The sequence below is a fragment of the Streptomyces cathayae genome (genome assembly GCF_029760955.1).
Taxonomy (GTDB): Bacteria; Actinomycetota; Actinomycetes; order Streptomycetales; family Streptomycetaceae; genus Streptomyces; species Streptomyces cathayae.
In genome coordinates this window covers 3,030,244-3,048,765 of sequence record NZ_CP121682.1, presented here as the reverse complement: position 1 = coordinate 3,048,765, position 18,522 = coordinate 3,030,244, and the positions used below count along the sequence as shown (strand labels likewise).

General features: G+C 71.3%; 16 protein-coding genes and 1 pseudogene. 9 read left to right on the top strand and 8 right to left on the bottom strand.

Features of this window, described 5'->3' with window-relative positions:
• Positions 1 to 15: 15 nt before the first annotated feature.
• On the bottom strand, positions 16 to 1,134 hold the full coding sequence (locus tag PYS65_RS13680; protein ID WP_279334241.1) for a hypothetical protein: 1,119 nt from the start codon (positions 1,132 to 1,134) through the stop codon (positions 16 to 18).
• Between the two features lie 141 nt (positions 1,135 to 1,275).
• On the opposite strand from PYS65_RS13680, the gene PYS65_RS13675 reads away from it, so the two are divergent.
• Positions 1,276 to 2,433, top strand: a complete 1,158-nt coding sequence (locus PYS65_RS13675; protein ID WP_279334240.1) for a cystathionine gamma-synthase — start codon at positions 1,276 to 1,278, stop codon at positions 2,431 to 2,433.
• Between the two features lie 40 nt (positions 2,434 to 2,473).
• Here PYS65_RS13675 and PYS65_RS13670 read toward each other — a convergent pair whose 3' ends face one another.
• From PYS65_RS13670 to PYS65_RS13660, 3 genes are all read right to left on the bottom strand, one after another.
• Positions 2,474 to 2,719: a hypothetical protein gene (locus tag PYS65_RS13670; RefSeq protein ID WP_279334239.1), complete on the bottom strand. Its 246-nt coding sequence runs from the start codon at positions 2,717 to 2,719 to the stop codon at positions 2,474 to 2,476.
• Positions 2,716 to 3,222, bottom strand: coding sequence for a sigma factor-like helix-turn-helix DNA-binding protein (locus PYS65_RS13665; protein WP_279334238.1), 507 nt, complete (start codon positions 3,220 to 3,222; stop codon positions 2,716 to 2,718). Before PYS65_RS13665 ends, PYS65_RS13670 begins: the two co-directional genes overlap by 4 nt.
• A gap of 198 nt (positions 3,223 to 3,420) precedes the next feature.
• Entirely contained in the window at positions 3,421 to 3,930 is a 510-nt protein-coding gene (locus tag PYS65_RS13660; protein ID WP_279337940.1) for a MarR family winged helix-turn-helix transcriptional regulator, read from the bottom strand.
• Positions 3,931 to 4,093: 163 nt separating this feature from the next.
• Between PYS65_RS13660 and ilvA the strand changes: the two genes are divergently transcribed.
• On the top strand, positions 4,094 to 5,323 hold the full coding sequence (gene ilvA, locus PYS65_RS13655; protein ID WP_279334237.1) for a threonine ammonia-lyase: 1,230 nt from the start codon (positions 4,094 to 4,096) through the stop codon (positions 5,321 to 5,323).
• A gap of 196 nt (positions 5,324 to 5,519) precedes the next feature.
• Here the strand turns inward: ilvA and greA are convergent, their stop codons facing one another.
• Together greA and PYS65_RS13645 are read right to left on the bottom strand one after the other, a co-directional pair.
• Entirely contained in the window at positions 5,520 to 6,017 is a 498-nt protein-coding gene (greA, locus tag PYS65_RS13650) for a transcription elongation factor GreA (RefSeq protein ID WP_279334236.1), read from the bottom strand.
• 208 nt (positions 6,018 to 6,225) lie between these two features.
• On the bottom strand, positions 6,226 to 6,624 hold the full coding sequence (locus PYS65_RS13645; protein WP_279334235.1) for a DUF4307 domain-containing protein: 399 nt from the start codon (positions 6,622 to 6,624) through the stop codon (positions 6,226 to 6,228).
• Positions 6,625 to 6,829: 205 nt separating this feature from the next.
• Between PYS65_RS13645 and mca the strand changes: the two genes are divergently transcribed.
• A complete protein-coding gene (mca, locus tag PYS65_RS13640; RefSeq protein ID WP_279334234.1) occupies positions 6,830 to 7,711 on the top strand; it encodes a mycothiol conjugate amidase Mca in 882 nt (293 codons plus the stop codon).
• Positions 7,704 to 7,967, top strand: coding sequence for a hypothetical protein (locus tag PYS65_RS13635; protein WP_279334233.1), 264 nt, complete (start codon positions 7,704 to 7,706; stop codon positions 7,965 to 7,967). The genes mca and PYS65_RS13635 overlap by 8 nt, the downstream gene beginning before the upstream one ends.
• A 528-nt stretch (positions 7,968 to 8,495) precedes the next feature.
• On the opposite strand, the gene PYS65_RS13630 is transcribed toward PYS65_RS13635, so the two are convergent.
• Entirely contained in the window at positions 8,496 to 9,953 is a 1,458-nt protein-coding gene (locus PYS65_RS13630; RefSeq protein WP_279334232.1) for a transposase, read from the bottom strand.
• 257 nt (positions 9,954 to 10,210) lie between these two features.
• Positions 10,211 to 13,417, bottom strand: coding sequence for a tetratricopeptide repeat protein (locus PYS65_RS13625; RefSeq protein WP_279334231.1), 3,207 nt, complete (start codon positions 13,415 to 13,417; stop codon positions 10,211 to 10,213).
• Positions 13,418 to 13,835: 418 nt separating this feature from the next.
• Here PYS65_RS13625 and PYS65_RS13620 point away from each other — a divergent pair, with 418 nt between their 5' ends.
• The 5 genes and pseudogenes from PYS65_RS13620 (at position 13,836) to PYS65_RS13600 (ending at position 18,520) form a co-directional block, all read left to right on the top strand.
• Positions 13,836 to 14,429, top strand: a complete 594-nt coding sequence (locus tag PYS65_RS13620) for an IS607 family transposase (protein WP_279334230.1) — start codon at positions 13,836 to 13,838, stop codon at positions 14,427 to 14,429.
• A complete protein-coding gene (gene tnpB / locus PYS65_RS13615; RefSeq protein WP_279334229.1) occupies positions 14,426 to 15,883 on the top strand; it encodes an IS607 family element RNA-guided endonuclease TnpB in 1,458 nt (485 codons plus the stop codon). The genes PYS65_RS13620 and tnpB overlap by 4 nt, the downstream gene beginning before the upstream one ends.
• 77 nt (positions 15,884 to 15,960) lie before the next feature.
• Positions 15,961 to 16,089, top strand: a pseudogene (locus PYS65_RS13610) (DUF255 domain-containing protein); the annotation flags it as partial.
• A 153-nt stretch (positions 16,090 to 16,242) separates the two neighbouring features.
• Complete coding sequence (locus PYS65_RS13605; RefSeq protein WP_279334228.1) at positions 16,243 to 17,505, top strand: DUF3696 domain-containing protein; 1,263 nt, start codon at positions 16,243 to 16,245, stop codon at positions 17,503 to 17,505.
• Complete coding sequence (locus tag PYS65_RS13600) at positions 17,495 to 18,520, top strand: hypothetical protein (RefSeq protein ID WP_279334227.1); 1,026 nt, start codon at positions 17,495 to 17,497, stop codon at positions 18,518 to 18,520. Before PYS65_RS13605 ends, PYS65_RS13600 begins: the two co-directional genes overlap by 11 nt.
• Positions 18,521 to 18,522 lie beyond the last annotated feature (2 nt).

Here is an 18,522-nt window from a genome sequence, read left to right as displayed (position 1 = left end):
CGCGCCGGACGGTCCTCAGTGCGGCAGCGTGGCCGGGCTGCCGCCGTTGGCCTCGTAGCCCGCGACCGCCAGGGCCCGGTAGACCGCGAACTCCGCGGCGGGATCCGGGGACAGGGTCCAGGGCAGCGCGCCGACATGGCCGTCGATGTGTATCAGCTGGTCCATGGCCTCCGCCCAGCGCTCACCCCGGACCAGGAAGAACACCAGAAGATGCCGGACGTGCGCCGCCATCGGGTCGTCGGGGCGGGCCGAGTGCACCGCGTGCAGCGCGCCGTGGACCGCCCTGGTCACCACCTGGCTCTGGTAGAAACCGCTGACCAGGTTCACCTCCGGCAGATGCTCGAACACGGCGAACAGCGGCATCGCGGCCAGCAGCGAACCCTGCGGTGCGCGCGCCGCCGCGGCCTCCGCGAACGAGTTCGCCAGTTCCCGCGAGCCGTGCCACTTCTCGCACCAGTAGTGCAGCGCGGCCAGATGCGCCCCCATGTGGGCCGGCGCCCGGTCCAGGATCCTCAGCCAGACCTGCTCGAAGTCCTTCTGCTCGTAGGCCAGTCCACGGGCCACCGAGAGCTCCACGATGTACGGGACCGGATCACCGGGCGCCAGCAGCGCCGCATCGCCGCACGCCGCCCGCGCCTCCTCCATGATGATCCGGAACTCGTCCGTCCCCCGCGTCGCCGTCCGCCACGCCTGCTGCACCAGGAACTCCGCGTGCACCGCCGCACCGCCCGCGTCCTTGGGCGCCTCGGCGCGCCACGCCCGCAGCCACTGCCCGCCCGGCGCCTCACCGGCCCCGCCGGGCCGCGCGGCGAGCTCCAGCGCGGCGGCGCCCGCGAAGGCCTGCACGCGCTGCCAGCGCAGCTCGCTCTTCGCGTCCGTACCGGCCAGCAGCTGCTGCGCCCCGCGGTAGTCCTGGGTGCGCTGGACCAGCTCCAGGACATCCAGGAGGTCCTGGTCGGGGCCGGGCATCCGGATGTCCAGCTGCTCCTCGAGGGCGAAGCCGTAGGCCGCCGGGTCCGCCGCGTCCGGATGGCCGGGGGGCACCTGCGCGATCCCGCCGCGCGTGCGCCTGAGGAACGGCACCAGCACGAAGCCGATCATGACCAGCCCGAGCAGGACCAAGAGAATCTCCATGCCACAAGCGAACCAGATCGCGTCGACGATTGGCGAACCTGCCGTCCGATCTGTGGAAAACTCCGCGCGCGGGGGGACCCCCGGGCGTGCGGGGAACTCCCTGACGCGTCGTCCACCGTGCGCGGACTACCCTCGGGGCCCATGAGCGACAGGCACATCAGTCAACACTTCGAGACACTCGCGATCCACGCGGGCAACACCGCGGACCCCCTGACCGGCGCGGTGGTCCCGCCGATCTACCAGGTGTCCACCTACAAGCAGGACGGCGTCGGCGGCCTGCGCGGCGGCTACGAGTACAGCCGCAGCGCCAACCCGACCAGGACCGCGCTGGAGGAGAACCTCGCCGCCCTGGAGGGCGGCCGCCGCGGCCTCGCGTTCGCGTCCGGGCTGGCGGCCGAGGACTGCCTGCTGCGTACGCTGCTCAGCCCCGGCGACCACGTGGTGATCCCGAACGACGCCTACGGCGGCACGTTCCGGCTGTTCGCCAAGGTCGTCGCCCGCTGGGGAGTGGAGTGGTCGGTGGCCGACACCAGCGACCCGGCCGCCGTCCGGGCCGCCCTCACCCCGAAGACCAAGGTCGTGTGGGTGGAGACCCCCTCCAACCCGCTGCTCGGCATCACCGACATCGCCGCCGTCGCCCAGATCGCCCGGGACGCCGGAGCCCGCCTCGTCGTCGACAACACCTTCGCCACGCCCTACCTCCAGCAGCCGATCGCGCTCGGCGCGGACGTCGTCGTGCACTCCCTGACCAAGTACATGGGCGGCCACTCGGACGTCGTCGGCGGCGCCCTGATCACCGGCGACCCGGAGCTCGGCGAGGAGCTGGCCTACCACCAGAACGCGATGGGCGCGGTCGCCGGACCGTTCGACTCCTGGCTGGTGCTGCGCGGCACCAAGACGCTCCCGGTGCGCATGGACCGGCACAGCGAGAACGCCACCAAGGTCGCCGACATGCTCAGCCGGCACGCGCGCGTGACGAGCGTCCTCTACCCGGGCCTGCCGGAGCACCCCGGCCACGAGGTCGCCGCCAAGCAGATGCGGTCCTTCGGCGGCATGGTCTCCTTCCGCGTGGAGGGCGGCGAGGAGGCGGCCGTCGAGGTCTGCAACCGGGCCGAGGTGTTCACGCTGGGTGAGTCCCTGGGCGGCGTCGAGTCGCTGATCGAGCACCCCGGGCGCATGACGCACGCCTCGGTGGTCGGCTCCGCGCTCGAGGTCCCCGGCGACCTGGTGCGCCTCTCGGTGGGCATCGAGAACGTCGACGACCTGCTCGAAGACCTCCAGCAGGCCCTCGGCCGGTAAGGCCGCGCGGAGGGGCCGGCGGGGTGCGCGCCCGGCCGGTTCACCAGCCCGTCAGGGGTGGAGTCGTCCGTGACGGCGGCTCCACCCACGGGTGCGTGGTCAACGCCCAGATCACGAAGGCCAGGCTCGCCGCGAGCAGCACCAGCCACCCCAGGCGGCGGGCGAGCGCCCTGCGCCGCAGCATCCGGGCACCGCGGCGCGCGGCCTCCGCGGGCAGGTCGGGCGGCACCGGTGGCGGTGCCTGCTCCAGCAGCCGCCGGACGGCCGCGGCACGGCCCCGGCTCATGACGAGACCGTCCCGACGCCCCGCACCGAAGGAGCCGGCGCACGCCGCCGCCGGTCCAGTACCGCGGTCGTCGCGCGGTTGCAGATCGCGTGGACCCGGTCCGCGGACAGGCCGAGCAGGGCCGCCGTCTGCTCCTCGGTGACGTCCTCGTGGAGCCGCAGCACCAGGATCAGACGCTCCTGCGGGCCGAGCCCGGCCAGCGGACCCGCGGGGTGCGGACGGGAGCGGAGCAGGCCGCCGCGCTCGTGCCAGGCGGTACGGGCGAAGCGGGTGGCCAGGTACCGGCGGGTCCGGTCGTAGGGATCGTCACCGTGCAGCCGGTCCCAGCACGCGTACGTGTGGGCCAGCGCCAGGGTCAGCAGGCGCCGCGCGCGGGGGTTGTCGTCCCGCGCCTCCGCCGTGAGCAGGGTGGCGGCGTGCAGCAGCCGCCCGCCCGCGCCCGCGACGAACGCCTCGAACTCGCGGGCCCGGCGGGCGTCCCGGGACGCATGTCCTTGGATCAACCGCGCCTCCCGCACGCCTCTGCCCGGACCGGTCCCGGCCGCGAACGGCCTTCGGCGACGCGTGCGACGGGACCCGCATCTCATCTCAGGGCAGGGCCCACCCCGCGGTCAAGAGCCGCGCACGGCCCGGCGCGCAGGGCCTCTCGTACGGGTCAGCCGGATCAGCCGGGCCGGCCGGATCAAGCCGGGCCGGCCGGGTCAGGACTCCGGCTGACCGTCCTCCGGTCCCTGTCCCCCCGGAACCGACATCCGCGCGGAGAGCGCGCCGTTGAAGCGCGTGAGGAGCGCGCAGAACACCTCGCGCTCCCCCGGTTCCCAGTCGTGGGTCAGGTCGGCCATCAACTGGCGCCGTGAGGAGCGCACTTCCTCCAGGCGCGCCTGTCCGCGCGGAGAGAGCTGGAGCACGACCGCCCGGCCGTCCTCGGGGTGCGAGGTGCGCTTCACCAGTCCGGTGTCCACCAGCGGGGCCACCTGCCGGGTGACGGTCGACGAGTCGATGCCCATGCCGGCGGCGAGCGCCTTGACACCCATCGGGCCTTCTTTGTCGAGGCGGTTGAGCAGGAGGTAGGCGGCGCGGTCCATGGAGTTGCGTACCTGGCCGACGCCGCCCAGCCGGGTCTGTTCGGCGCGCCGGGCGAACAGTGCCACCTCGTGCTGCAGCGTGTCGAGAAGACCGGTGTCACCGCCGGTCGTCATGTCCATCGACATGTCAGGTGTAGTGGGCATGGCCGGAGGCTCACTTCGTGGAGGGCTGCTTTATTGGGGGACAGAGTACGCGGCCGGGGGCCCCGTCGTACCGGCGCTGCGCAAAGCCGTATCCGTGGATCGGTCACCGCGATCGCCGACGGCCGTGAACTGCGATGCTGGAGTCATGAACCACGGCATGGCCGAATCCCTGCGTACCGTCACGGCCGACGATGTGCGCGGTGCCCGGAAGATGCTCTCGGGTGTGGCGAGGATGACCGCGATGGAGAGCAGCAGGCACCTGTCCCGGACGGTGGGCACACCGGTGCACCTCAAGTGCGAGAACCTCCAGCGGACGGGGTCGTTCAAGCTGCGCGGCGCGTACGTCCGGATCGCCGGGCTGCTGCCCGAGCAGCGCGCCGCCGGTGTGGTCGCGGCGAGCGCCGGCAACCACGCGCAGGGCGTCGCGCTCGCGTCCTCGCTGCTCGGGGTGCGGTCGACGGTGTTCATGCCGAAGGGCGCCCCGCTGCCGAAGATCAGCGCCACCCGGGAGTACGGCGCCGAGGTGCGCCTGCACGGCCAGGTGGTCGACGAGGCACTGGCCGCCGCCGAGGAGTACGCGGACGAGACGGGCGCCGTGCTGATCCACCCCTTCGACCACCCCGACGTCATCGCGGGCCAGGGCACCGTGGGCCTGGAGATCCTGGAGCAGTGCCCCGAGGTGCGCACGATCGTCGTCGGCATGGGCGGCGGCGGGCTGATCGCCGGGATCGCCGTCGCGGTGAAGGCGCTGCGGCCGGACGTCCGGATCATCGGGGTGCAGGCGGCGGGCGCGGCGGCGTATCCGCCCTCGCTGGCGGCCGGGTATCCGGTGTCGGTGCGCGATCCGGCGACGATGGCCGACGGCATCAAGGTGGGGCGGCCCGGCGATGTGCCGTTCGGGATCGTCGAGCACCTGGTGGACGAGGTCCGCACGGTCACCGAGAGCGAGTTGTCCGCCGCCCTGCTGCTCTGCCTGGAGCGGGCCAAACTGGTCGTCGAACCGGCCGGGGCGAGCCCGGTGGCGGCGTTGCTGAGCCGCCCCGACGCGTTCGCGGGCCCGGTCGTCGCGGTGCTCTCCGGTGGCAACGTCGACCCGGTGCTGATGGAGCGGGTGCTGCGGCACGGCATGGCGGCACAGGGCCGCTACCTGGCCGTCCGGCTGCGGCTGACGGACCGGCCGGGCGCTCTCGCGTCGCTGCTCGGGGCGTTGTCGGTGGTGGACGCCAACGTCCTCGACGTGAGCCATGTACGGACCGATCCGCGGCTCGGGCTCACGGAAGTGGAGGTCGAGGTGCACCTGGAGACGAAGGGCCCGGAGCACTGCGCCGAGGTCGAACAAGCCCTGCGGAACGCGGGCCACACGGTCATGGACTGACCCGCTCATGGACTGACCCGCTCATGGACTGGCCCGCTCATGGACTGGCCCGCTCATGGACTGGCCCGGGCGCCCGGCCCGTGCGGCCCGGCGACGGGATGACGAGGCCCCCGGCGCCGCGGCGGGGACGCTCACGCGTCCCGCGGCGGGCATGGCGCCGGGGGCACCCTCACGGTCCTGAGCCGTGGGTCGTGGGTCAGCCCTTGTACGGCTCGGCCTTCAGGATCTTCACGGAGGCCGTCTTGCCGTTCGGCAGTTCGTACTCCACGGTCTCGCCGATCCGGTGGCCGGTCACCCCGGCACCCAGCGGGGACTGCGGGGAGTACGTCTCGATGTCCGCACTCGCGTACTCGCGCGAGGCGAGGAGGAAGGCCAGCGTGTCGTCCTCGTCGCCGTCGAAGGCGATCGTCACGACCATGCCCGGCGCCACCGAACCGTCGGCCGCCGGCGCCTCACCGACCTTGGCGCTTTCGAGGAGCTGGGTGAGCTGCCGCACGCGGAGCTCCTGCTTGCCCTGCTCCTCCTTGGCCGCGTGGTACCCGCCGTTCTCCCGCAGGTCGCCCTCCTCTCGCGCAGCGGCGATCTTGGCGGAGATCTCCGTACGCGCGCGACCAGTAAGGTAGTCAAGCTCGTCCTTGAGCTTGTTGTACGCCTCCTGCGTCAGCCAGGTGGCGTTCTCGCTGGTCTGGGTCACTGGTGCTCCTCGTAGGTGCTGGAATACAAAGCAACGCCCTCCCTGAAGGATGTTCCTCCACGGATGGGCGAAACCACGAGCCTAACAATTCAGCGGCCAAAGGGGGAGGACATATGCCATCGGAGCCGTTTTTTCGCAGGTCAGCGGCCCTGTGCCGTGTGCGACACCGGCCCCCGGCAGCGGCGGAGCCGTCCGGAGCGGGCCGGAGTCAGCCGGCGTGGCAGCCGAGCAGCTCGGCCGTCGCGGCCGGGGAGGTCGTGCGGAGCGTGACGACCTCGTCGAAGCGTGTGCCGTCCCCGTCGAAGCGGAAGTCGGCGCGGCCCACCTCGGCGCCGTCCACGGTCTGGGAGCGCACCGTGCAGTAGCCGTCCACGCCCGCGTCCTTGTGGACCTCCAGGCGCACCTGCACGCTCTCCTGCGAGGTGTCGAAACCGATCATCTCGCCGCTGATCTGGCTACCCGCTACGTAGTGGTAGCCGAACCAGCCGATCAGGGCCAGCATCACCGCGCCCAGGCCCGCACCGACGATCTTGAGGGTGCGGTCGGCACGTTCGTCCGAGGTGCGGCCGTACCGGCCCTCGGGCGGTCGCGTACTCGCCGTACTCATGATCGTCTCCTCGGCGGGAAGGTGGGGACGCCTGTCCCGGGCGGTGCCCGGTGCCGGGCTCCGGAATTATTCGCCCCCGGCTTGGGTCACTATAGAAGTCTTCCGTCCTTCGCCCGACCGCCACCCCACCGCGACGTCCCAAGGGGACGACAGCCGGGGGAACCGCACCGGGCACCCGGGCGCCTACCGACTTGAGGAATGAGTCTTGACCGAGCAGCTGCGACTGATGGCCGTGCACGCCCACCCCGACGACGAGTCGAGCAAGGGCGCGGCCACCATGGCGAAGTACGTGTCCGAGGGGGTGGACGTGCTGGTCGTGACCTGCACGGGCGGGGAGCGCGGCTCCATCCTCAACCCCAAGCTGCAGGGCGACCCGTACATCGAGGAGAACATCCACGAGGTGCGCAGGAAGGAGATGGACGAGGCCCGGGAGATCCTCGGTGTGCAGCAGGATTGGCTCGGCTTCGTCGACTCCGGCCTGCCCGAGGGCGACCCGCTGCCCCCGCTGCCCGAGGGCTGCTTCGCCCTGGAGGACGTCGACAAGGCGGCCGGTGAGCTGGTGCGGAGGATCCGCGCGTTCCGTCCCCAGGTGATCACCACCTACGACGAGAACGGCGGCTATCCGCACCCCGACCACATCATGACCCACAAGATCACGATGGTGGCCTTCGAGGGCGCGACGGACGTCGAGAAGTACCCGGAGAGCGAGTTCGGCCCGGCCCACCAGCCGCTGAAGGTCTACTACAACCAGGGCTTCAACCGCCCCCGCACCGAGGCGCTGCACCGGGCGCTGCTGGACCGCGGCCTGGAGTCGCCGTACGGGGACTGGCTCAAGCGCTGGGCGGAGTTCGAGCGCAAGGAGCGCACGCTCACCACGCACGTCCCGTGCGGGGACTTCTTCGAGGTCCGTGACAGGGCCCTGATCGCGCACGCCACCCAGATCGACCCCGACGGCGGCTGGTTCCGGGTGCCGATGGAGATCCAGAAGGAGGTCTGGCCCACCGAGGAGTACGAGCTCGCGAAGTCGCTCGTCGACACATCCCTCCCCGAGGACGACCTCTTCGCGGGCATCCGGGACAATGCCTGACATGAGCGCTAGCGCAAGCCTGGCAATGAGCCACCTGGTCACCCTCGCCGAGGTCGACAAGGACAAGGTCACCCCCGGCGTCCTCGGCTTCATCGTCTTCGCGGTGATGGCCCTGGCGGTCTGGGGCCTGATGAAGTCGATGACCCGCCACATGAACCGGGTCGACTTCGACGAGCCCGCGGCCCGCCGGACCGGATCCGACGACGCCACGGAGCCGGCGTCGTCCGGCGCGGCCGAGAAGAAGAAGCAGAGCTGAGCCGCGTAGCGTCTCTGATCAGCTGAGCGAACCTGTGCGAACCGTGGGGTCCGGTGGGGGTTCTGCCCACCTGGGCGGGGAAGCGTGAGCGTGCAGGTGGAAGCCCGCGCCCAGTGCTGCCCCTCGCGGCCGGTGGCCGGTGGTGGGTGTGCTGGTCGTCGTCACGTCCTGGTGCCGGTGGGCTGCGCGGGGCAGCCGGGTCCGGTCCGTGTGAGCGTGTCCCTCCGGACGCTTGCCCGCCGGGCCTTGCGGTCTGGTGGGGGAGGGTGTCCGGCGTCGCCTGGGCGTCGGACGTGCCGTCTGAGGCCGGGTGGGCCCGGTCTTGGACCGGTCCCGGCCGGTGCTGGTGGTCGGGGTGATGGCGGCTTCGGCTTCGAGGTCGTCGACCACGGAGCGGATGGCCATGGCGCCGCCGGTGCGGCCTGTGACGGTCTTGGCCTGGTGGGTCAGGCCGCGTGCGGCGATACGCTTCCACGCGCCCGTGTCGCGGTCGCCCTGGTATCCGCAGGACGGGCAGAGCGCCCATTTCTAGCCCGGGGTGGTGGGCCGGTCCGGTGCCTTGCGGTGCCGCAGCGGCACGAGGCACTGGGGACAGTGTCTGGAGGTGTTGCGGGCCGGCACGGTGATGACGGCGATCCCCGCTTCGGCGGCCAGGTGCCGCATCCGGTCGACGATCCGCCCGCGCACCTGCTGGGAGAGCCGGGTGTTCATCGTGCGGCCCATGCCGAGGGCCTCCATCGAGCGGAGGTCTTCGACGTAGATCACGCTCGCTTCGGCGGTGACGGCCTGGTCGACGGCCCAGCGGGCGGCAGCCTGTGCGAGGGCGTCATTGAGGTTCGACCTGCGGGCGGACACGCGCCGGATCTCGTCGGTGAGGGCCAGCGTCCTGGCCGCCAGCGGATGGTCGGTGTCGTCGCCGATGAGCCGCTGGTAGTGGTCGGCCTTCGCCTGCAGGTGCTCGAACAGGCGGCGCAGGCGGTGCTGTTTCGCGAGCACGCCGGCCGTACGGAACATGCCCCCGGAGCCGGGAGCGGTGATACGCCCGTCCTCGTGGAGGCGGGCGGTGCCGGCGGACAGCAGGGTGTTCAGGCCCCAGTCCACCCCGAGCGCGACGGTGTGTCCGGTACGCCGGGTCTTCGGGACGGCGTGGGTGTAGGCGAGATCAGCCCGTACCGTGCCCTGGTGGATGCGCAGGGTGGGCAGGTGCAGCACCGCGCTTTTGGGGATCGTCGGCGGCAGCGCAACGGGGCAGGCGATCCACGTCCAGTCCCGGTAGGACCGCGGGTCGGGCCGGGTGGGAAGCTGTAGCCGCAGCAGTGCCCGGCCCGGATCGCTCTCGTGCCGTTCGATGGTGGCCTGCTGTCTGTCGCAGGCGGACAGCAGCAGCATCCGGGCCACCCGGGGCGCGGCCTCCAGCTGGAACACATCGGTCGGCATCCGCCCGTGCTTCCTGGCGAACGCGGCGATCTGCCGGGTGCGGGACTTGATGACGCTGGACGGCAGATGCTGCCCGCCGGGTACCGCTTCGCGGACCGCGTCCCACTCCTGGGCGGTCCGCCTGGCCGGATCGGCGGGCCAGGCCCCAAGGACACCGCAGGTGAGGTCCGCGCGCCACTTCGCACAGCGGAGCGTGCGGCCGGCCTGTTCCTGGGCCATGCGCACGATCCGGTCGTTGACCTTCACACCCTTGGGAGCGGTCACGGTCCAGCCCAGGCGGCGCAGCGCCATCCAGGCGTTCGACGGAAGCTTCCGGCCGCTCGCGTCCTCACCGGAGGCGAGGATGTCCACGTCGGTGGTGTTCCAGCGCTCGGCCGTCAGCTCGCTTGTCATGCCGGACACCAGGTCCACGGCCCAGCCGACCCGCTCGGCCAGCAAGGAGGCGGACACGAGTTCACCGGTCTTCTCGTCGACCGCCGCGCGCAGCAGGCCACGAGCGCACGCTGTGCGGGAGGTCTCGCCCTCGCCGACCGGCAGCTTCCGGCTCACCAGCCCTCCTTCACCCGTGATGCTGTCATCCGATCAACGACACACCCGCGCAAAGGTCACACATGCGAACCTCACACTCGCCTGCCATACCGAAACCGGTACCGGACGCACGACACGACATCACCAGATGACACCCTCACTACGGACACCAAAGGAAACGCGTGAGCCTTCCGCCCCCCGGAGGGCTACGCGGCAGCACCCTGCCGGGCCTGTGGCAGCCTGCCGGTCCTGTGGCAGCACCCGCTGGGCCCGTGCCCCTACGCGGCTGACCCCGTGGGCACCCCCATCACCTCGCGGGCGTGGAGGCTGGGGACCATGCCGAGGTGCCAGGCCTGCCAGCCCGCCTCCAGGCTGACCCCGCGCTCCAGCAGGAGCTGGTAGGCGTCCACGTAGTCGCCCAGCTTCTCGTCGCGGGCGGCGTGCGCGGTCCGGGCCAGCTGCGCCAGGTCCTCCTGGGCCACCGCCGTACCGACCTCGGTACCGCCCGGGGCCGCGTACGGCAGGAGCGTGCAGCGCAGGAACCGGGCCCAGTCCTCGCCGCGCCGGTCCCCGTAGGACGCGAACAGCGCCGTCGCCTCGTCGCACAGGGCCAGCGCCTGCTGGGTGCGGGCGTTGCCCGCGTCGACGACCGCCAGCTCCAGGCACGTCCACGCCTCGCCGTGGGCCACCCCGATCCGCTGGAAGTCCGCGCGGGCGTCGACCAGCAGCTGACGGGCGAAGCCCGAGTTGCGCAGCGAACCGGTCCGCGCGGCCCGCTGATCGCGGGTCACCCGGGCCGAATGGTGCCGGGCGCAGGCCAGCCCGTAGACGTCCCGCATCCGGGAGAACATGGTGCGGGACCGCTCCAGCTCGCGCACCGCCCGGTCCAGGTCCCCGGTCTCCTCCAGCGCCTGGCCCAGGTAGTACAGCGTCCACGCCTCCCCGCGCGCGTCCTCGTTGTCCCGGTGCCGGGCGGCGGCCTGCCGCAGCTCCTCCACCGCCGGGGAGGCGTCCCCGGCGAGCAGCCGGGCCCGGGCCAGCTGGGTCAGCGCCCACGCCTCGCCCCGGGCGTCCCGGGTACGGCCGTACAGCTCGAGCGCCTCGCGCAGCTCGGACTCGGCGTGCGGGACGTCCCCCGTGCGCAGCCTCAGCTGCCCGAGCTGGAAGTGCGCCCAGGCCTGACCGTGCACGGACTCGCCCGCGCGGTGCAGCACCAGCGACTCGGTGAGCAGGTCCAGCGCCTCGGACAGCCGGGCGCGGTCGCGTTCCACCGCGCCCAGCGCGTGCATCGTCCACGCCCGGTCGGCGGCCAGCTGGGGCGCGGACTGCAGGTCCATCGCCTCCCGCAGCCTCGCCGACGCCTCCGTCAGATTGCCCTGGTGGTGCAGCGTGATGCCGAGGGAGGTCAGCGCCCGCGCGGCCCCCGCGTCGTGATGGGTCTCCCGGTACAGGTCGACCACCGAGGACAGCGTCGTCCGCGCCGTGTCCAGTTCACCCAGCTGACGTGCCGCGATACCCGTGCGCCACTGCACCGAACGTCTCAGCAGCCCCTTGTCCACGGTCTGTGCCAGCTCGCTGATCTCACCGAGGCGGTACAGGTCGCCGCGGAGCAGGCAGTAGTCGCACAGCGCGCCGAGGAGGTTCAGCACCGCCGCCTGGTTCACGCCCTCCGAGTGCCGCAGCGCCGCCGTGATGAAGCTCGACTCGTCGTCCAGCCAGCGCAGCGCCTCGTCCAGCGAGGTGAAGCCGTACGGGCCGAAGCGGTCCGAGCGGGTCGACATGTTGCCGTCGACCAGCCGCAGCACCGAGTCGGCGAGCTCGGCGTAGTTCACGATCAGCCGTTCCTGCGCCGCGGTCCGCTCGGCCGGGTCCTCCTCGTCCAGGAGGCGGGCCAGTGCGAAGGCGCGTACGAGGTCGTGCAGCCGGTACCGGCCGGACCGCACCGGGGTGATCAGGCCGGCCCGGGCCAGCGCCTGAAGATGCCGGGTCCCCTCGGCCTCGTCGGTGGCCAGCAACGCGGCCGCCGCCGCGGCGCCCAGCGACACCCGGCCGGCCAGCGCCAGCCGGCGCAGCAGCCGCCGCAACGGCTCCGGCTGGTCGGTGTAGCGCAGCCACAGGGCACGCTCGACCGGGCCCACCGGGCCGTAGGCGCCCAGGTCGGCGGCGAGCGCGCGCGGGGAGCGCGGGCCCAGGGAGGAACCGGCGATCCGCAGCGCCAGCGGCAGCCCGCCGCACAGTTCCCGGACCCGGTCGGCGGAGTCGGCGGCCTCGCTGCCGGTCACCGACGGGTCCTGCGCGACGGCGGCCAGCAGTTCCCCGGTGCCCGCCGCGTCCAGGGCCCGTACCGGCAGCTGGTGCACCCGGGCCGGCAGGTCGTCGGGCAGGCCGAGCGGCGCGCGGGAGGTCACCAGGACCAGACTGTCGGACCGCTCCGGCAGCAGGGTGCGGACCTGCTGCGGATCGGCCGCGTCGTCGAGGACGACCGTCACCGGCATGCCCGTCACATGCTGGTGGTACAGCTCGCTCAGCCGTCTCACCTGCTGGTCGGGGGAGGACCGCTCGCGGAACAGCAGCTGCTCACGGGGCGCCCCCAGCCGGTTCAGCAGATGCAGCAGCGCGTCCCGGGTGGACAGCGGCGGCTCACCGGGGCTGTCGGCGCGCAGATCGACCACGCAGGCGCCGCGGAAGTAGTCCTTCAGGTCGTGCGTCGCGCGCACCGCGAGGGTGGTCCGGCCGCTGCCGGGCTCCCCGTGCAGCACCACCACCGTCGGCTGTGTCTCCGTGCTCGCGCGCGCCGCCCGCACCCACTGCCGGATCCGCGCCATCTCCTGCCGCCGCCCGGCGAACGGCCCCACCGGCTCCGGCAGTTGCCCGAACGACTGCTCCAGCACACTCCGCCCGCGGGCTGCCGCGCTCTTGTCCGCGCCGCGCAGCCGCGGCCCCGTCTGCCGGGAGCCCGTGGACGCGGCGAGCATCCGCTGCTGGTCCAGGAACGGCCGGATGCCCCGCACCTCCAGCGCCGTCAGCCACTGCAGCCGTAACTGCTCCGGCCCGCCCGGCTGGCTCGCCGCGCCGGCCCGGTGGTGCGCGGCGGGCACATGCGCGCCCACCACCTTCACCACGGTCGCCGCCGCGCCGGCCACGCCGACGGCCACGCCCGCGCCCAGCGCCGTCCCGGTCCCCGTACCGAGGGCGAGGTCGGCGACCACGGCCGTGAGCCCGGCCACCCCGGCCACCAGCAGCGGCGTCCCGGCGCCCTCGCGGGCGTACCGCTGGCGGAGGGTGAGCTGCCCGGCCGACGCCTCGTCCAGCGCGCGGGTGTACGCCTCGTACTCCTCGGCCGCCGGCCGCGCGATCGCGTCCAGCGCCCCGCGCGCCCGGGAGAGCAGCACCTTCCCGTCGGCACGCCCGCCCGACCGGCGTACCTCCTCCTCCACAGCCCGTGCCAACAGCCGCTCCGCGTCCGCACGATGACCGTCCCGCATGTCACGTCCCCCTCCGGCGGCCCCGGTCGCCCCCGGTGTGCCCGGAAGTCCTCGGGTCCCTTCCGACCCATCCCCGAGACCCCATCCGGTTATGCGTCGGCCAAGTGTCCTGTGCACAAAGCCTCTTGGAGAGGAGGAGACAGGACGAAACCCGGGAGCGCGGCGGGGCGGGGAGAGGAACCGGATGCTTCCGGGAGCCGGCCGGGCCGCCGCCGTGGACCCGCTCCCCGACCGCGGGCGGACAGGCCGGCGTACCGGTGTGCCGGCGTGCCCCGATCGGCGGACGCCCGCCGGGCCGCCGGGCCCCGCCGGAGGCCGGTGACACCCCCTCCGCGAGGCTACTAGGGGTGAAAGCTGCTACAAATTTTCTAGTCATTCCTAGTCATCTCTAGTCGCGGATGTCGAATATCTTGGCCTTGTGAAGCTTTCGGAGTGGGCCCGGCAGCAGGGCGTGAGCTACCAGACCGCCTGGCGGTGGGTGAAGGACGGGAAGATGCCCGTTCCGGTCCGCCAGGCGCCGTCCGGAACATGGTTGGTCACTGAGCTCGCTCCGGCCGTCTCGGTGGCCTCGGGGCGGGTGGTGGCGTACTGCCGCGTGTCGTCCACCGACCAGAAAGCCGACCTTGAGCGGCAGGCGGCCCGGGTCGTGGCCGGCGCGAACGGGCTCGGCCTGGCCGTCGCCGAGGTCGTCACCGAGGTCGGCTCGGGGCTGGACGGGCGGCGCCGCAAGCTGCACCGCCTGCTGTCCGACCCGCAGACGGCGGTGATCGTGGTCGAGCACCGGGACCGGCTGGCCCGGTTCGGCGTCGAGCATCTCGAAGCCGTCTTGTCGGCGTCCGGGCGGCGCCTGGTCGTCCTCGACCCCACCGAGACCACCGATGACCTGGTACGGGACATCACCGAGGTGCTCACCTCCATGTGCGCCCGCCTGTACGGGCGGCGGGCGGCGAAGAACCGCGCCGCCCGCGCGGTGGCCGTGGCGACCGACGAGGCCGACGAGGCCGCCGAGTGAAGAAGTTCCGGCCGCAGCCCGGGTTCGCCGTGCAGGCGTTCCGGTTCGCACTCGACCCGAACGTCACCCAGGACGCCGCGCTGCGTTCGCACTGCGGTGCCGCGCGGGCCGCCTACAACTGGGCCGTCGGCTGGGTCGAGGCGTCGTGGTGGCAGCGCCGCGCGGAGGAGTCCTACGGCGTCGCCGAGGAGCAGCTGACAAAATGGCGGCCGTGGTCGCTGCCCGTCCTGCGGAAGGCGTTCAACGAGACCAAGCACACCGACCCACGGTTCGCGGCCTGGTGGGAGGAGAACTCGAAGGAGGCGTACTCCACCGGCCTCGCGAACGCGTCGGCCGCGTTCGACAACTACGCCAAGTCGAAGCGGGGCAAGCGCCGTGGCCGTGCGATGGGTATGCCGCGGTTCAGGTCGAAGCGGAAGGCACGTCTGTCCTGCCGGTTCACCACCGGCACGATCCGCGTGGACACCGACGGCCGGCACGTCACGCTGCCCCGCCTGGGCACGGTCCGCACCCACGAATGCACAGTGAAGCTCCTCGACCGCGTCCAGGCCGCAACGGCCCGGATCCTGTCCGCGACGGTGCGGCACGAGCGGGGACGCTGGTTCGTGTCCTTCCAGGCCGAGGTCAAGCGCGACCTCGAACGCGTGGCACGCCCGGACGTGGCCGTCGGCATCGACCTCGGGGTGAAGACCCTCGCGGTCATGGCCGACTCGACGGGCGAGATCCGGCAGGTCCCCAACCTCGGGCACTACGACACCGCACGCAGGCAGCTGCGCCGTGCGTCTCGGATCGTGTCCCGACGCCAGGGCCCCGACCGGCGCACCGGACGGCAGCCGTCGAAGCGGTGGGAGAAGGCCAACGCCCAGCGCAACAAGGTCCACCACCGCGTGGCGAACCTCCGCGCGGACGCCCTGCACAAGCTCACCACCAGCGTGGCCGCCGAGTACGGCACCGTGGTGGTGGAGGACCTGAACGTCGCCGGGATGCTCCGCAACCGGCGTCTGGCCCGTAGGATCGCCGACGCCGGATTCGGCGAGATCCGCCGACAGCTCACGTACAAGACCCGCCGGCGCCACGCCACCCGCCTCGTGGTGGCCGACCGCTGGTACCCCTCCTCCAAGACCTGTTCCGGGTGCGGCGCGGTGAAAGCCAAGCTGCCGCTGCACGTGCGGAGCTATGAGTGCGACGCCTGTGGCCTGGTCATCGACCGGGACGACAACGCCGCACTCAACCTCGCCGCCCTCGCGACGGCCTGCGTGACTGGTACCGGAGTGGCCGGAGACCAGGACACCGCCCCGGCGGTGTCGAAGCCTCGTGGAGCCGACCAGAAGACCCGCGCCACCCGCACCCGTCGCGAGACGGTGACGGGGCGGGCAGGTGGCGCAACCCTGCCGCAGCAGCGGCAGACGGAAGCGAGAGACCGTACTCAAGCCGAGCCCCTGACGCTCTGGTGACGAGACGGACCTTCCTGGACGAAATGCCCGGAAGGCCGAGACCTGGCTACGGTCTCGGCGACGGCAGGATGGAGCACATGGCGAACCGACCGGCCCACGAGACGTCCCCGTACCTCCTTCAGCACGCCGACAACCCCGTCGACTGGTGGCCCTGGTCGGACGAGGCCTTCCCGCAGGCGCGCGAGCGGAACGTGCCCGTCCTGCTGGTTGGAATTCCGAGGCAGACGTCGGGCATCTGCGCAGCGGGAAGAGCGAAACTCGGGTGCCGGGCTTCCGGCGTCTGAGAGTATTGCCGCAGCTACGCCGACGCGTCGTCGGGGCGGCGTGCGCTGGACGTGGTGTGAGGGAACGGAGCCCAGGTGTCGTTGGAGAGGTTCTCGCTGGAGAACTATCGCTGCTTCAGAGAGAAGCAGGAGGTGGAGCTCGGCAAGATTACCATCGTGCTGGGTCGGAATAATTCCGGCAAGAGCGCTGTCGTGCGAGCGCTCCCGCTTCTGTCCATCGGTATCCGCGGCGACTCCTCGTATCCTCTGGACCTGGAGCTGGTTCAGGGCTTCACTCCCTCGTTCGCCGATCTGATCCACGGCTCGTCACCCCATGGGCACATTCGCCTGGGCGCATCGATCGGCATCGAGGGTGGCGAGGTCGTCAGTGCCACCGCCGAGGTCCAGAACATCGCCAACCAGGGAATGCAGCTGGTTTCCTCGTTGGAGATATCCTGCGGGTCGGAGGTCGCGAACATCTCCTGGATTCCCGGCATCGACGCCTACTCTCCCGAGAAGCGCGCTTATCTTATCGACGGCCATGAGGGCAAAGTTGGATTTAGCGGGCTGCTGCCCGATCCGGCCGACTGGCCGGACTCCGTCGGCGGTGTCTGCGGAGTCACCGGGCTGATTCGGGAAGGCCTTGACGAGATCCGGTATCTGGGTCCGTTCAGGAAGAGTCCGGAGCGCTTCTTCCGGTCTCCGGTCAGAACCCTGGGCAGCGTCGGCTACAGGGGGGAGAGGGCCCTCGGCGTACTCGCCGCGGATGAGATGTACGGGCGCGGTCTGATCGGCCGTGAGGCGAACACTCTGCTGGAAAGCATCTTGCCTGGCTGGCGCCTCGAAGTCACCGATGTCGGCTCCGGGATGTACATCCCCAAGCTGCGTTCCTTGCGCGACCCCGATCTCCTCGTCCACATCGATGACGTCGGCACCGGTGTGGTCCAGTTCCTGCCGATAGTCATCCAGCGAGCCGCAGACCGCGTGGAGTCGCCTGCCGGACCTGTGATCGAGATCGTGGAGGAGCCCGAACTCCATCTCCATCCTTCGGCGCACGCCGCGATCGCCGATCTCTATGTTGACGCCGTGCAGGAGTCGCAGGTGCGCTTCCTGGTGGAGACGCACAGCGAGAACTTCCTCCTCAGGCTGCGTCGACGGGTTGCGGAGCGGAAGCTGGCGCCGGAAGACGTGAAGATCTACTTCGTCGAGCAGACCGAGGGGGCCGCTACCCTGCGAAAGATCGAAGTGGATGCCCTCGGCAACCTCGACTACTGGCCGCGGGGAGTCTTCGCAGAGGACTTTGAGGAGGTTCGCGCCCTCGCGGACGCGCAGGCGAATCGGATCAACGATGCGCGTTGAGATTCCGGTCGAGCTGCTGACAGACCGTCAGGGTGACGAAAACGCAGAGCTCATATTGAAGCTGATCGCGTTCTTCAGGGAGGCGCGGCATGAGTGGGTGATCTCCCCCCGTGATGTGGAGGCCGTCCATGCGTTCCTGGAGCGTCACGTCCCGGTCCTGGCGCAGATCTACCTGCTGCTCGCGCAGAAGGCGAGCATGGCTCAGGCTTGGGCGCCGCACGGGGGTACCACCGGCGTGGTCAGGGTGACTGGCGAGACGCTGGCAGCAGACATCCGCGACTTGGAGCGGCCAGCTGTGCTGGTCGTGGAGAACGCGATCTACGACTGGCAGATGATCGAGGCGCTCGCGCGCCTGTTGGGCTGCGAGGACGTCGTCGACGCCAAGGAAGACAGCCGCCTCGGTGTGTACAACGGAGGCGGCAAGGACGGCGCGACTCGGCATGCCGTCGATCAGGCCGCGCAGTTCTCCAGGACCAAGCGTGTGGTCCTAGTCATCGACAGTGACAGTTTCCACCCCACGGACCGGACCGCCAATCATGAGAAGGCTGAAGTCGCGGCCCGCGAAGGCGTCAATTCGCACGTCCTCAGCTTCCGGGAGATGGAGAACTACATTCCCAACCGGGTCCTGGCCCGCCAGCCGAAGAAGACCGTAGGAATGTCCTCCATGGCCAAGCGCCTGGAGTCCCTCAAAAACTTCTCGACCGAGCAGCGCGCCCACTTCGACATGAAGCATGGATTCAAAGGGAAACCGCAGAAGGGCCCCGACAGGAAGGGGTGGCATTCCGGGAAGGTGGGGGCGACCTACGTCATTCCCACGCGCCACGGTGATCTGTACGAAGAAGTGGCGGAGCAGGATCTCATCACCCTCCAGGATGGATTCGGGACGGACTTGCCGGATCTGTTCCTGCAAGAGGTGATGCGCGGCGGCATATCGGATCGGGACCTGGATGGCCTGGGACCCGGAGCGAAGCAGGAATTGCAATCGATGTTCGAGACGATTCGGGGCGTGATCTGAGC

Bases quoted from the DNA above. Each gene is read 5' to 3' on its own strand.
- PYS65_RS13680 (WP_279334241.1), bottom strand. From the start codon at position 1,134: ATGGAGATTCTCTTGGTCCTGCTCGGGCTGGTCATGATCGGCTTCGTG.
- PYS65_RS13675 (WP_279334240.1), top strand. From the start codon at position 1,276: ATGAGCGACAGGCACATCAGTCAACACTTCGAGACACTCGCGATCCAC.
- PYS65_RS13670 (WP_279334239.1), bottom strand. From the start codon at position 2,719: ATGAGCCGGGGCCGTGCCGCGGCCGTCCGGCGGCTGCTGGAGCAGGCA.
- PYS65_RS13660 (WP_279337940.1), bottom strand. From the start codon at position 3,930: ATGTCGATGGACATGACGACCGGCGGTGACACCGGTCTTCTCGACACG.
- ilvA (WP_279334237.1), top strand. From the start codon at position 4,094: ATGAACCACGGCATGGCCGAATCCCTGCGTACCGTCACGGCCGACGAT.
- PYS65_RS13645 (WP_279334235.1), bottom strand. From the start codon at position 6,624: ATGAGTACGGCGAGTACGCGACCGCCCGAGGGCCGGTACGGCCGCACC.
- PYS65_RS13635 (WP_279334233.1), top strand. From the start codon at position 7,704: ATGCCTGACATGAGCGCTAGCGCAAGCCTGGCAATGAGCCACCTGGTC.
- PYS65_RS13625 (WP_279334231.1), bottom strand. From the start codon at position 13,417: ATGCGGGACGGTCATCGTGCGGACGCGGAGCGGCTGTTGGCACGGGCT.
- PYS65_RS13600 (WP_279334227.1), top strand. From the start codon at position 17,495: ATGCGCGTTGAGATTCCGGTCGAGCTGCTGACAGACCGTCAGGGTGAC.